This is a genomic window from Clostridium sp. LXY-7, assembly GCF_056172015.1.
On the sequence record NZ_JBLLJL010000002.1, the window covers coordinates 857973 to 871667 of the forward strand.

General features: G+C 29.7%; 12 protein-coding genes. 6 read left to right on the top strand and 6 right to left on the bottom strand.

The annotated features are described in order from the left end of the window. Complete coding sequence (locus ACI48Q_RS11175) at positions 1-330, bottom strand: LysO family transporter (protein WP_474919160.1); 330 nt, start codon at positions 328-330, stop codon at positions 1-3. 269 nt (positions 331-599) lie between these two features. Here ACI48Q_RS11175 and ACI48Q_RS11180 point away from each other — a divergent pair, with 269 nt between their 5' ends. Further along, entirely contained in the window at positions 600-1424 is an 825-nt protein-coding gene (locus ACI48Q_RS11180; protein ID WP_474919161.1) for a hypothetical protein, read from the top strand. A 187-nt stretch (positions 1425-1611) separates the two neighbouring features. Here the strand turns inward: ACI48Q_RS11180 and ACI48Q_RS11185 are convergent, their stop codons facing one another. Next, positions 1612-3510, bottom strand: a complete 1899-nt coding sequence (locus ACI48Q_RS11185; protein WP_474919162.1) for a type I glutamate--ammonia ligase — start codon at positions 3508-3510, stop codon at positions 1612-1614. A 177-nt stretch (positions 3511-3687) separates the two neighbouring features. Here ACI48Q_RS11185 and ACI48Q_RS11190 point away from each other — a divergent pair, with 177 nt between their 5' ends. Then, positions 3688-4296 (top strand): 3'-5' exonuclease, encoded by a 609-nt coding sequence (locus ACI48Q_RS11190; protein ID WP_474919163.1) that lies wholly within the window; start codon positions 3688-3690, stop codon positions 4294-4296. Between the two features lie 68 nt (positions 4297-4364). Here the strand turns inward: ACI48Q_RS11190 and ACI48Q_RS11195 are convergent, their stop codons facing one another. After that, positions 4365-5282: a nucleoside hydrolase gene (locus ACI48Q_RS11195; protein ID WP_474919164.1), complete on the bottom strand. Its 918-nt coding sequence runs from the start codon at positions 5280-5282 to the stop codon at positions 4365-4367. Between the two features lie 302 nt (positions 5283-5584). Between ACI48Q_RS11195 and ACI48Q_RS11200 the strand changes: the two genes are divergently transcribed. Beyond that, entirely contained in the window at positions 5585-7333 is a 1749-nt protein-coding gene (locus ACI48Q_RS11200; protein WP_474919522.1) for an ATP-dependent metallopeptidase FtsH/Yme1/Tma family protein, read from the top strand. Between the two features lie 83 nt (positions 7334-7416). Here ACI48Q_RS11200 and ACI48Q_RS11205 read toward each other — a convergent pair whose 3' ends face one another. The 3 genes from ACI48Q_RS11205 to ACI48Q_RS11215 form a co-directional block, all read right to left on the bottom strand. Next, on the bottom strand, positions 7417-8385 hold the full coding sequence (locus tag ACI48Q_RS11205) for a serine hydrolase (protein WP_474919165.1): 969 nt from the start codon (positions 8383-8385) through the stop codon (positions 7417-7419). Positions 8386-8589: 204 nt separating this feature from the next. Then, a complete protein-coding gene (locus ACI48Q_RS11210) occupies positions 8590-9507 on the bottom strand; it encodes a pseudouridine-5'-phosphate glycosidase (RefSeq protein WP_474919166.1) in 918 nt (305 codons plus the stop codon). Further along, on the bottom strand, positions 9501-10595 hold the full coding sequence (locus ACI48Q_RS11215; protein WP_474919167.1) for a PfkB family carbohydrate kinase: 1095 nt from the start codon (positions 10593-10595) through the stop codon (positions 9501-9503). Before ACI48Q_RS11215 ends, ACI48Q_RS11210 begins: the two co-directional genes overlap by 7 nt. A 286-nt stretch (positions 10596-10881) precedes the next feature. Between ACI48Q_RS11215 and rsxC the strand changes: the two genes are divergently transcribed. Genes rsxC through ACI48Q_RS11230 form a run of 3 tightly spaced genes read left to right on the top strand, consistent with a single transcriptional unit; the run spans position 10882 to position 13693 of the window. After that, entirely contained in the window at positions 10882-12201 is a 1320-nt protein-coding gene (rsxC, locus tag ACI48Q_RS11220) for an electron transport complex subunit RsxC (RefSeq protein WP_474919168.1), read from the top strand. An 11-nt stretch (positions 12202-12212) separates the two neighbouring features. Continuing rightward, positions 12213-13148 (top strand): RnfABCDGE type electron transport complex subunit D, encoded by a 936-nt coding sequence (locus ACI48Q_RS11225; RefSeq protein ID WP_474919169.1) that lies wholly within the window; start codon positions 12213-12215, stop codon positions 13146-13148. Further along, positions 13148-13693: an RnfABCDGE type electron transport complex subunit G gene (locus ACI48Q_RS11230; RefSeq protein ID WP_474919170.1), complete on the top strand. Its 546-nt coding sequence runs from the start codon at positions 13148-13150 to the stop codon at positions 13691-13693. Before ACI48Q_RS11225 ends, ACI48Q_RS11230 begins: the two co-directional genes overlap by 1 nt. Positions 13694-13695 lie beyond the last annotated feature (2 nt).

The following is a 13695-nucleotide window of genomic DNA, read 5'->3' on the forward strand; positions in this document are numbered from 1 at the left end:
TTAAATCTCCTCCCCACTTTGTATATATGTACTATTTTCTTTCTCTTCCTTGTGACATTCTTTTTTCTTAACCATAAACTTTTCTGTAAGTATATAAACTAAAATTATACTCACACCAATAGTAAATACTGCAAATAGAAAAGCTTTAAATCCAATTATTGGAAGTTCTTTAATTACTTTCTCGTCAGCACCAATAGATGCTCCCATAGAAAATAACAAAAAAATCACTCCCAATTGTTGAAGTTTCCCATTGATATTTTTTCCTTTGTCACTTAGTTTAATAAAATATCCTACTATCATACCTAGTAATAATGCGATTAGAATATTCATATTATTCCCCCCTTAAATGATATAAAATTCACACAATTATAGTATATTATTTATATTTAAAATAGTCTATGGTATAAAATGTATGCGCATTAAGCTGTTAAGCGTACATGATATATGTAAGTCATAATTTTCTATACTTTATCATATATTTTATTTAGTATATTTCAGTAAACTTTTGATATATATAATTATATTTGACATAAATTTAATTTTTATTAAGTATTTTATATATAGATTTCAATAATGAAATTTTTAAAGGAGTACCTTATATGAATAACCTATTTGTACCTTATTATATTGATGAAAAATTAATGTTATATTTATTTAGAATAGTTATAGAAAGATTTGTAGATATTGAAACAACTACATCTAGAGAGGATTTTGTATTAACTACTAACCTTCCCCTTTCTGAGTTAACCTGTGGAAAAATAACTCAAGGAAGTGCCACTTTACAAATATCTAAGGGTTTTACTAAACGTAATATAAAAGAAATTGAAACCTCAATAATTTCAGTATACTTAAAATTAAGAGACCTTCTTTATAATAATAAATTAATTAAAAATCTAACCACTTCTAATGACCTTAATAATATTCAAATAGGAGATTTGGTTGAAATAAATTGTATATTTAAAGAAAATATAGCTTTAAAAAATATTAACGAAGCTATCAATTTATTAAGATCAGAAGTTCTATTCGAAACCTTAGGTGGTTCATATTCTACATTAAATCTTGATAAAGACATAGATAAGAATATGATGATTGATTTTTTAACCAAAGAAAGAGAGATACTTGAAAATGAAAAAGTTATGAAATATATAACTGAACCTTTGTTTCAGACTAATAATGTTGCTATTATTCCTATTATTAATGAATTCAATCTTTTAAATATGGAATTTTACACAGGCAAAAACTTCACTGTAATTGGTAAAGTTAATTGTTTTGATAATATAGCCAATTGTTCTTGTTTAACTAAAAAAAATACCTTGCATTCTAGTATTTATGACAGATTAAATCTTAAATCAAAACTTACTAATTATGATGTGGATAATATAGGTAAATTTATGGAAATTATCCCTGTAATTATCTTTGTATAACTCCTCAATTATAAAAATCTCCAATTGCATAAATTTATTTTAATGTATATCTCTCATGACTTTCTTACTAAAATTAATATTAATGTAATAAAAACGAGAAAATCTTAAGATTTCCTCGTTTTTATAGTTTTATATAGCATTAAAAAATTCTCACTAATATAACTTGAAAGAATCTATATGTAATAAATTATATGTCCATAAGATTTCTTCTATAATCTGCATATAATCCTTTTAGATTTTTCATTTCATCATCAAGAGATACATATAACTCCGATAATTTCTCATAATCTTTTTCAATTATAGCTTCTCTTATTTGAGTAAATAAACTCTTTCTCACATAGTTATCCTTCATGATATACTCTCTTAATGTATTGATTTCATTCCATTTTTCTAAATCGTACTCCATAAAATCATCACAAGATAATTTTTTTATAGCTCTAATTTCATTAGTATAATTAGGAATAACTCTATGCTCTATTTCTGTAATCCATCTAGTTAAAATAGCTTCTTTGTAGCTATTTATGATTTTTTCATCCATAACCCCAGTGTCAGTTAAAGTTTTAAGCTTCTCTTTATCTTTAAAACCTAATAAATTTTCATAAACTGTTTTAGGCGCCCTTCCAAAATACTCTTCTCTTTGTTCTTCTGTATAATACTCAAATACATCTTCTTCACTTCTATAACATCTATGCTTTTCTAAATAATCACATTCTATACCTGGTTCCTTAGAAAGTTCTGCTAACAGTTCATCTCTATGCTTTTTATGATTTATTACATAATTAATTCCGTCACTCATAGCTAAAATAACAGAAGTCAATGCTAAGTAAATATTAGTATTTGGATTTGGTGAACGTAATTCAAATCTAGTGGCCATTGGATTCTTCATATCCCTTATTAATCCAATAAGGATTGTTCTATTTCTAGATGGCTTTTCCTTGCTGTGACCTAGAGATGTAACTATACAAACTGGAGCTTCAAATCCCGGTTTTAATCTTTTTAAAGCATCATTACTACTAGATATAAATGGATTAATAACCTCATAATTTTTTAGCATTCCCATTACTGCTCCATATCCAACTTCGCTTAAGAAATCTTTTTCTGTGTAGTTATGAAAGAAGTTAAGTCTTTTACCATTCTTTAATTTTAAATTTACACCCACATGTAAGTGTTCCCCATTTCCTGCAACTTCATCTGTTGGTTTAGCTTGAAAAGTAACTTCTAATCCATTTTCTCTAAATACTTCCTTTATTAATCCTCTTACTAATAGTTCATTATCACAGGTTTGTAGTGCAGTTGAAAATTTCCAATCCACTTCTAACTGCTCCATGATATGAGTTAATGTACCGCTTTCAGTTAATTTTGCTTTAACTCCCCCTACTTCCTTATGCCCCATTTCTGGCTCTAGTCCATAAGCTTCTAATCTTTCGAGAGATTTTTCGAGAGCTGTTCTAACTGGCCCCTTTGTTCTTTTCCAATATTGTTCCTTAAGAACTTCTGATGTAGATAATTCTTCTATTTCTGCTAATTCGTTTGGAGTGTTTACCCAAAACTCTAGTTCTGTAGCTGATGTAATAGAAATATCTTCAATATCCTCATATTTAACATTGAAATTTTCTAGATATTCGCTATTCTCCTTAAATAAAGTCATCATAGAATCAGTAAAATACTTTATAGAATTTTTAAGAATAAATCTTGAATCCACGGCCTTATCTTCATGATATAAGTGACATGGTATTCTAATAGTTCCCACTGGATTTCCTGTAAGAATATCTACATTATCATAATTATAATCTATATACCAATTACAATCTAAATCTGCCTTCATATCTACCTTTGCATTATTTAAAGTAGCTATACCTGGTAGTATAACAGAGGAACCGTCTGTCTGCACCGCTATTCCATAAAGATACACATCTATATCTTCAATAAAATTATTGATAGGTATTTTTTCATCTGTATCATTGCCTAAAAAATCTATACCCACTAAAGACACAAATTTAATCTCTTTTCTTTCCTGTAATATATTTGATAAATCCTCTTTATTATGCTTTTCTTTGGGTATGACGAAAATTAAATCCCTACTCATTACAATCCCTCCATATTTCCATGTATATTTCCGTATATTATACCATATAAATTGAGTAATGTCTGTATTCTTTTTTTAACTTATTGTTTTTTCTGTGCATATATAAATAATCATTCTATAAGAATGATTATTATGCTATTATTTATATATGGAAATTACAATCTAGGAGGTGCTTATATGAAATTATTATTTTTTGATACAGAAACCACAGCTATACGACCAGGAAATATATGTCAATTGTCTTACATATTAGTAGATTGTAGTTGTTCTCCTCAAAAGACTACAAGTAGAAACTATTTTTTCACTGTAGAAGAAATGAGTGAAGGTGCTGAAAAAATACATGGTTTTTCCCTTGAAAAGTTATATACTTTAAGTAATGGGTTATACTTTGAAGATACTTATGAGGCTTTTTTAAATGATTTTTTAACTGCTGATATAGTAATAGGTCATAACGTTTCTTTTGACATAAAGTTTTTAAAAAATGAATTAGAGTATTATTACGGAGAATATAATCCAAAGCATATATTCTGTACTATGAACTATTATAAAGATATATGTAACTTCATTAATAGCAGAGGAATGGCTAAAAACCCTTCTTTGGGAGAACTAGTAAATTATTTAAATTTATCTAAAGAATTTATTGAGGAAAAATGTAGTGAACTCTTTGAGGATTGCTATGATTATCACGATGCTCGATATGATACTACATGTACTTATCTATGCGTTATTGAAGGTATAAAAAAAGGATTAATTCCACCTAGACACTTTACCAATATGTTAAAATAATAGACAATATTAAATAAAAAATCCCACCTTTATAGGTGGAATTTTTTATAGTTTTAAATTTTACATTCCTAATTATTAAATATAGTATTAATAAACAAATTCATAAATTTATTATATTCAACTTCTTTTAAAACTACCATATTACTTTTTCCTTCTACAATATTGAGCTTTCCTCTTTGATTACCGTTGTTTTCTATGTTTAAGCAATACTCTCCTCCACTACAGATACTTTTATCCATAAAGTAAGCAATTGCCAAAGGATCATTTAATATACATCCGTCAATTTCTTCTTGCTCTAGATAACTCTTTCTGTATTTATGTAGTATTTTAAGAAAAAACTCTGACACAGGATTATTATACTCTCCTATTTTTTCGATTTGTTCAGGAGTTAATAATATTTTATTCGTCACATCTAACCCTATCATATGCATTGGCTTGTTTATATTATTTAGCACTATTTCTACTGACTCTGGATCCACATAAAAATTAAACTCTGCATGAGGAGTTACATTTCCAGTACAATGTAAATTTCCTCCCATACATATTAGCTCTGTCACATTATTAAATGACTCTCTATCTAGTTGAATAGCCTTAGCAATATTGGTAAGTGGCCCAAGAGCAACTACTGATACATCCTTATTTTCTTTTAAGGTTTTTACAATATATTCGGCAGCATTGGTTTTAGGGGTAACTTCCATGACCTTTTCAAGGTTTGTATCCCCTAATCCATCTTTGCCATGAAACTCAGTGGCTGTATTAAGTTCCTTAACTAATGGCTTATCAGCTCCAGTGTATACTGGTATTTCTAATTTATTAAATATTTTAAGTACTTTAAGAGCATTATTTGTGGTTAAATCTAAAGAAATATTTCCAGCTACTGTAGTTATAGCTAATATATCTAATTCCTTAGAACTCAATGCTAATGCCAAAGCCAATGCATCATCAATTCCTGGGTCGCAATCAATTATTACCTTTTTCTTATTCATTTTATGCCCTCCAATAACTCCTAGCCATCCTAAATAAAATAGTATAGCCTATTGATTAATAATTTTTTAAGATGCCTATATATAATTTCACTGTCAATTATACCATAACTTACATTTCCATTTTCTATGAAAAAAAATAGATTTTATTTTTAAAACATGTATAATCATAGTAAAGTATTTCTGTATTATCATTGATTTTGATATCCTTAAAAAATAATTAGCACCAAAGTAACTATATTCTAACGGTATTGCTAATTATTTTATTTTGGATGCCTAATATAGTTCAGGAGGTATTAACTTTGATAAAAAAACTTAAAGATAACTTCATAATTATTCCGCTACTAATTATAGTTGTATCTATATTTAGTTTGATATTTATTAATTACTCTAACTCGAAAATTCCCTACAAAAATTATAATAGCTTTTTGCAGGATATAAATAACACTATTGTACAGAATGTAGAGACATCTCAATCATCTAAAATACTAATTACACTTAAAGATGGAAATAAATATACTACAGATAATCCTAATAGTTTAAATTTTAAAGAAGATCTTTTAAAGAAAAATGTCCAAGTTACTAGTTCCCCAACTTTTTCTAAAACACAGAGAATACCTATTGCTATGATTACTATTTCAACTGTAATAATTCTGTATATGGCTATTAGGAGAAATATTGGTGGAAATGGTAAAATGTCAACTATTGATAATATTAATTCAAAAGAAGCTATGAAAAATAAATATAGTTTTGATTCAGTTGCTGGTAACGAAGAGGCTAAGGAAAGTTTAAATGATATAGTTGATTTTCTAAAAAATCCAGAAAAATACAATTCCTATGGTGCCAGAATGCCAAAAGGAATTATACTATATGGAGAGCCTGGTACAGGTAAAACTCTCCTTGCAAAAGCTATAGCTGGTGAAGCTCAGGTTCCCTTCTATGCTGTAAGTGGTTCTGATTTCGTTCAAATGTATGTTGGTGTCGGTGCTAGTAGAATACGAAACTTATTTAAAAAAGCTAAAGTTCATGGCAAAGCAGTTATTTTTATTGATGAAATAGATGCTATTGGTAAAGCCCGTTCTAACACTAAAAATGGAAACTCTGATGAAAAGGATCAAACCTTAAATGCGCTTCTTACTGAAATGAGTGGTTTTAATGAGAGCTATGGTATAGTTGTTATTGCAGCCACAAACAGATTAGACATTCTAGATCCAGCACTTTTAAGACCTGGTAGATTTGATAGGCATATAGAAGTATCCCTTCCAGATGTAAGTGCAAGAGAGAGGATTTTAAATCTACACTTAAGAAATAAACCTGTTGAAGATATAGATGTAAAGGCACTGGCTCAAAGTACCGCCTACTTTTCAGGCGCTAAGTTAGAAAGTTTAACCAACGAAGCTGCTATTTTAGCCTGTAAGGATAATTCACCTTTTATAACAAATGAACATTTTAATAGAGCCTATTCTTTAGTTATTGCTGGCTATGACAAAGTAGACAGAACAGCTTTAAAGGATAAAGATATAAAAATTACTGCCTATCATGAAATAGGACATGCTTTACTCTCTCTACTAAAAGTTCCAGAGGAGACCTTGTCAAAGGTAACTATTATACCAACCTCAAAAGGTGCTGGTGGATATACCCTAACCATTGGAGAGGATAACTGTTACCATGATGTTGATTATTTAAGACGAAAAATAATGGTACTACTAGGAGGAAGAGCTGCTGAAGAAATAATTTTGGGAGAAAAAAATATAACCACAGGTGCCTATAATGATTTGAAAAAAACTACTAATATAATTAATAACATGGTATGTGAGTATGGAATGGGTACCTCTCTAGGACTTTTAAGATTGTCAGAAATGAATAATCTCTATGAGAGTGGTTTTATGGATAGGGTAGTCCTAGAATGTAAAACTACCTTAGATGAACTCTATGAAGAAACTAAGAGTGTTCTTAGTAATAATTTAACCCTTCTACATTCTTTAGCAAAAGAATTAATAGCTAAAGAGACTCTTTATGCTTCTGATATTGAGAAAATAATTATTGATATATAGATAAAAGATAAAAGAAACAACGTCAATAGATGTTGTTTCTTTTATTATATTATAAATTAATTGTCTTTATTTACAAATTTGCCCTATCTGCTCTGAACATCATAGATAATCTTAGATATATTTGCAATTTCATCATAGGCATCATCAAGATTATTGGTTAAAACAACTAATATATAAGATCTTTTACCATAGATTATTCCCACATCATGAATATAATTTCCTGTAGAATCTGAAAAATCACCAATCTTGTGAGCGACTATCTCATAGGGCAAATATTTATCTAATCTTTCATGAAATTCAGTATTTTTCATTAAATCTATTATTTGGGGATAATCTGGATTATTTTCAGGATTATAATGCAGCTTCTTTAATATTTTCATTGTATCTTCAGCTGTAGTATAATTACCACTTCTATTTATAGGATGACCTACTATAGACTCTATATAATTATACCTCTTATCATTTCCGAAATGTCTTAATAGCATATTTACAGCTACATTATCAGAATATTTTATCATGCTCTCATTAATATGTTTAAAGGTTTTAGGCTTAGATGTGTCTTCATATCCAATGCCACCATAACTCTCTTCAAAATCTTGTTCCTTATACATCATAGTGTCAGTTTCTTTTATAGCTTTTTCAGATTTAGAATTTATCTCATCATATAACATCATAGATACAGGTACTTTTAAAGTACTAGCTGCTCTTACTTCTACTTTTTCATTAATATCAAACCCTAGTTGGGAATTTATATCGTAATAACTTATGGATACCTTATTAATATTATCTCCTAAATATTCTGTAATAACATTTTTCATATCATTGATATCTTTCTCAGTTATTCCAGCGTAAGAATATATAATCTTTTTGAATTCCTTTAATCTTTTAACATGTGGAAAGACTTCATCATATGTATAAATCTTTGTTGAAGTACCTTCATCTAAATCTTCCTTTTCTTTTCCAATTAAAGAAAATCCTAATAAAGCAATCAAAAAGCATGTAGCAGATACCATTAAGAGTTTTCTTTGATTTTTTTTCCTTCTATTTAACAAATCATTCCACCTCCTTAAAAAAATATATACATTATATTATCACAATAATATAATTTTATAAACCTATAAAAAAAACTCTCTTTATTTTCTAATTTATTCCATTATTTCTCCCCCAATCTGAATTATTATATCATATTAAAAAAACACGTACTAGAAAAAATAAAAAAAGAATAGACAATAAATATTGCCTATTCTTTAACATTATTATGATAATTTACTTAATTCGACAGCTAATCTTGCTCCAAGTTTAGCATTATTGTAAACTAGTTGAATATTAGCTTCTAGACTTTCACCTTTAGTTATCTCTTTTACTTTTCCTAAAAGGAATGGTGTGCTTTCTTTTCCTTTTATTCCTTTTTCTTCTGCTTCTTTAACTGCATTATTTATAGCCTCTGTTATTTCATCAAAATTCATTTGATACTCTTCTGGGATTGGGTTTGCAACTACAACCCCACCTTGTAATCCTAAATCCCATTTACATTTTAATGCTTTAGCTAATGTAGCTTCATCATCTACTTTATAATCAACTTTAAATCCAGATTTTCTTGTATAGAAGGCTGGAAGTTCCTCTGTTTTAAATCCAGCTACTGGAACTCCATTAGTTTCTAAATACTCAAGGGTTAATCCTATATCCAGGATAGATTTAGCTCCAGCACAAACTACAGCCACATTTGTCATAGACAGCTCTTCTAAGTCTGCTGATATATCAAAAGTTTCTTGAGCTCCTCTATGAACTCCACCTATTCCCCCTGTCGCAAAAACCTTTATTCCTGCTAAGTTTGCCATAATCATGGTAGTTGCTACAGTAGTTGCTCCATTTAACTTATTAGCAACTATAAAAGGTATATCTCTTCTACTAGTTTTTATTACATCACCGCTTTTACCAAGTCTTTCAATCTCTTCTTTAGTTAATCCAACTTTCAATCTTCCATCTAATATTGCCATAGTTGCTGGAACTGCTCCATTTTCTCTAATAATTTCTTCAACTTTTAATGCAGTTTCTACATTCTTAGGATAAGGCATTCCATGAGATATAATTGTAGACTCAAGGGCAACTACTGCCTTACCTTCCTTTAATGCTAATTTTACTTCTTCTTTAATATCTAAATATTTTTCTAACATAATTCTAACTCCTTTATAATTTTATTAATATTTTCTTCTGATATATTAGGATTAATGGTTTCCTTATATGTTATGGCCATTATAGAACAAGCAGTCGAATACCTTAATGTCTCCTCTAAGGAAGATTCATTAAAAGCACTAAACACTAGTCCTGATAAAAATGCATCTCCAGCTCCATTAGCATTTAATACATTAATTTTAGGTGCTCTATAAAAACCCCATTGATCCCCTGAATTATAATATACTCCATCTTTTCCTAAACTAATAAACACATTTTCTACACCCTGTTTAATGAAGTATTCTCCAACTCTGTGAACATCTTTTTCATCATTAATAGATATACCCGATAATATTTCTGCCTCAAATTTATTTGGTTTTATAGTATGAAATTTTCCTATAAAATCCTTTATCTTTATGCATTTTGCTGTTGAGACAGTATCTAAAAAGAATTTTGGCCCTTTAAAATTATTTACTACATATTCAATAACTTCCTTAGGAATATTTGTATCAATTATACAGATACGAGAACTTTCTATTATCTCTTTTTTTTGTTTAATAAATTCTACATTCATGTTATCAAAAATGTCCATGTCTGAAATAGCTAATTTCATATCTCCACTTTCATCTAATACTGACATATATGTAGATGTAGATTGTCCTTGAAGTTTAATACTATGCTCTAAATCTAGGCCTATGCTCTTACCTTCTTCCACAATCTTCTTACCATAAACATCATCTCCAATAACAGAAATAAGTTTAACATTTACGTCCATACGTGCTAAATTCTCGCCTATGTTTCTACCTACTCCACCTAATGAAATTTTTATTGTACCTGGGTTTGAATCATTTAATCTCATAGGTTTAGTACTAAATCCAACTATATCTATATTACTTCCTCCAATTATTGATATAAAGTTTGAGGAATTTAATACATATCCTCTTCCAATTATATATCCTTTCTTTATTAGATTTGTAATATGTACTGCTACAGAAGATCTAGTTATGCCTAAAATATCTGCTAATTCATTTTGAGATATGAGAGGATTTTTTTTTATTAATTGTAAAACTTCTTCTTCTCTGTTAGTCATAATAAACTCCTATTTGTATTTGCTTATTTTATAAGCTAATGCTTATTTTGTGATAATTGTATCAAATGTCATTTTAAATTACAATAGTTTTATAACATTTATTTTTCATTTTTAATTTTACAAGATTAAAGATAAAAAATATTCATTTTATATATATTATTTCAAATTATATGTCATTTTATTAACAAACCTTTGGCTAGTTATGTTGCACCGTGTTAAATTTGGTTGTATAATATAGCATGTACTATATTTATTGTTTAATATAATTAAGAAACGGAGGATAATTATGGGACTTTTTACTTTCAAAAGAGGTATTCATCCACCTCACAGAAAAAATTTTTCTGAAACTCATAAAATTGAAGCCTATATTCCAAAAGGCGATTTAGTATTTCCTATGAGCCAGCACATCGGAGCACCCTGCGAACCTATTGTTAAAAAAGGGGATAGGGTATTAGTTGGTGAAAAAATTGGGGATGCTACAAAGGGGCTTGGAGCACCTATACACTCAAGTGTATCAGGTACTGTTAAGAACATTATCCCAATGACCACTGCTACTGGTGCTAAAGTTATGAGTATAGTTGTTGAAAACGATAATACTTATGAAGAGATGAATTATGAAAATCATGACAATTATGAAAAATTATCAAAAGAGGAACTACTTACATTAATTAAAGAGGCTGGAATCGTTGGTTTAGGAGGTGCATGCTTCCCTACTCACGTTAAACTTAACCCGCCTAAAGATGCTGATATTGATACAATAATTATTAATGCAGCAGAATGTGAACCTTATTTAACTTGCGACCATAGATTAATGTTAGAAAAATCAACAGAAATTGCTGAAGGTTTAAAAATACTAGGTCATATGTTTCCTAAGGTAAAGATATATGTAGGAATTGAGGATAATAAAAAAGATGCTATTGAAAAAATGAAGCAAGCAGTTTCAAATATCAATAATGTTGAAGTTGCTGAATTAAAAACAAAATATCCTCAAGGTGCTGAAAAACAACTTATTTACTCTATAACAAAAAGAGAAGTACCTACTGGTAAATTGCCTTCTGATGCAAAGTGTATAGTTCAAAACGTTGCTACTATATATGCTATTAGAAATGCAGTATTACTTGGAAAACCACTTACAGATAGAGTAGTTACTGTTACAGGAGGCGCTATTAAAAGCCCTAAAAACTTATTGGTTAAATTTGGTACAAATCTTCAAGAATTGATTGATTATTGTCAAGGATTTAACGAAGAACCTGCTAAAATAATCAGTGGTGGACCAATGATGGGAACTGCACTATTCACTCTAGATTTATCTGCAGTTAAAGGAACTTCTGGCTTATTATGTCTATCACAAAGTGAAGCTATCCCTACTATAGAGACAAGCTGTATAAAATGTGGTAAATGTATTGAAGCATGTCCAATGTTCTTACTTCCTAATAAGTTAAACTCTATGGTAGTTAGAGGAGATTATGAAGGCTTTGAAAAATTCAATGGTCTTAGCTGTTTAGAATGTGGTGCATGTAGTTTTTCATGTCCTGCTAAACGTCATTTAACTCAAACTTGTAAAGAAGGCAAAAAAAGAGTTATGAATAATAGAAAGAAAAGTTAGAGGTGAATAGTATGTCAGATAAATTATATACCGTATCTTCATCTCCTCATATAAAATCAAAAGACACTGTATCAACGATTATGAGAGATGTTTTAATTGCATTGTGTCCAGCTTTAATTGCAGCTGTTTATTTCTTTGGCCTTCGTGCCTTATGGGTTACATTAACTGCAGTAGGTGCTTCAATCCTTAGCGAATATATATTTAACAAAATAACTAAGAGACCTGATAATATAAAAGATTTAAGCGCAGTGGTTACAGGTGTACTGCTTGCTTTTAACCTACCTGTGACCATTCCACTATGGATGGTTGCTGTTGGAAGTGCTTTTGCAATAATAGTTGTTAAGTGCTTCTTTGGTGGAATCGGACAAAATATCGTTAACCCAGCTTTAGCAGCGAGAGCATTCCTGTTAGCTGCTTACCCAGTACAAATGACTGCTTGGACTTTAGAGGGAGTTTCTGCAGCTACTCCACTTGGAATTCTACGTAACGGTGGTGCTGCCCTTCCAAGTTCAATGGATGTATTTTTAGGCGCTAATACTGCTGGTTGTATAGGAGAGGTTTCTGCCTTAGCACTATTAATCGGTGGAGCTTATCTTTTATATAGAAAGGTAATTTCATGGCATATACCTGTTACATACATTGGTACTGTATTTATAATAACTACGGTTTTAGGTAGAAATGGTCTTATGACTGGAAATGGTATTTATGAAATACTTGTTGGTGGATTAATGATTGGAGCATTCTTCATGGCCACTGATTATACTACTACTCCTGCTACTAGATTAGGTCAAGTGGTATTTGGAGTTGCCTGTGGTATATTAACTAGTGTAATTCGTCTGTATGGCGGTTATGCAGAAGGTGTATCTTATTCTATATTAATAATGAATTTATTCGTACCAGTTATTGATAAGTTCACAAGTCCACGTGTATTCGGGGGTGCAAAATAGTGAGAAATTTAAAATTAGGTGCAATCCTATTAATAATAACAGCTATTGCTGGTGCATTACTTGGTTTTGCTTACGACATTACAAGAGCTCCAATTGAAAAGCGACAAAAAGAGGATCAGGCTGCAGCATTAAAGATGGTTTTACCTGCAGATGAATTCACTGAACTTGAAGGATTAACACTTCCTGAAGACAAAACAGTTAAAAGCGCTTTTGAAGCAAAAACCGGTGGAGAATCTACTGGTTATGTAATTGAAGTTGGTTCTAAAGGCTATGGCGGAGAGATAACAATGATGGTTGGTATCTCAAAAGATGAGAAAGTTACAGGAATAAAAATTTTAAACCAATCAGAAACCCCAGGATTGGGTACAAAGACTACTGAACCAGCATTTACTGATCAATATAAAGATAAAGATGCTACTAAGGATTTAGCTCTAGGATCAGATATAACTGCCATCACTGGCGTTACTATAAGTTCTAAAGCTGTTACAAACGGTGTTAACACTGCAATTCAATACTATAATAATGAATTGAAGGGAGGAAAATAACT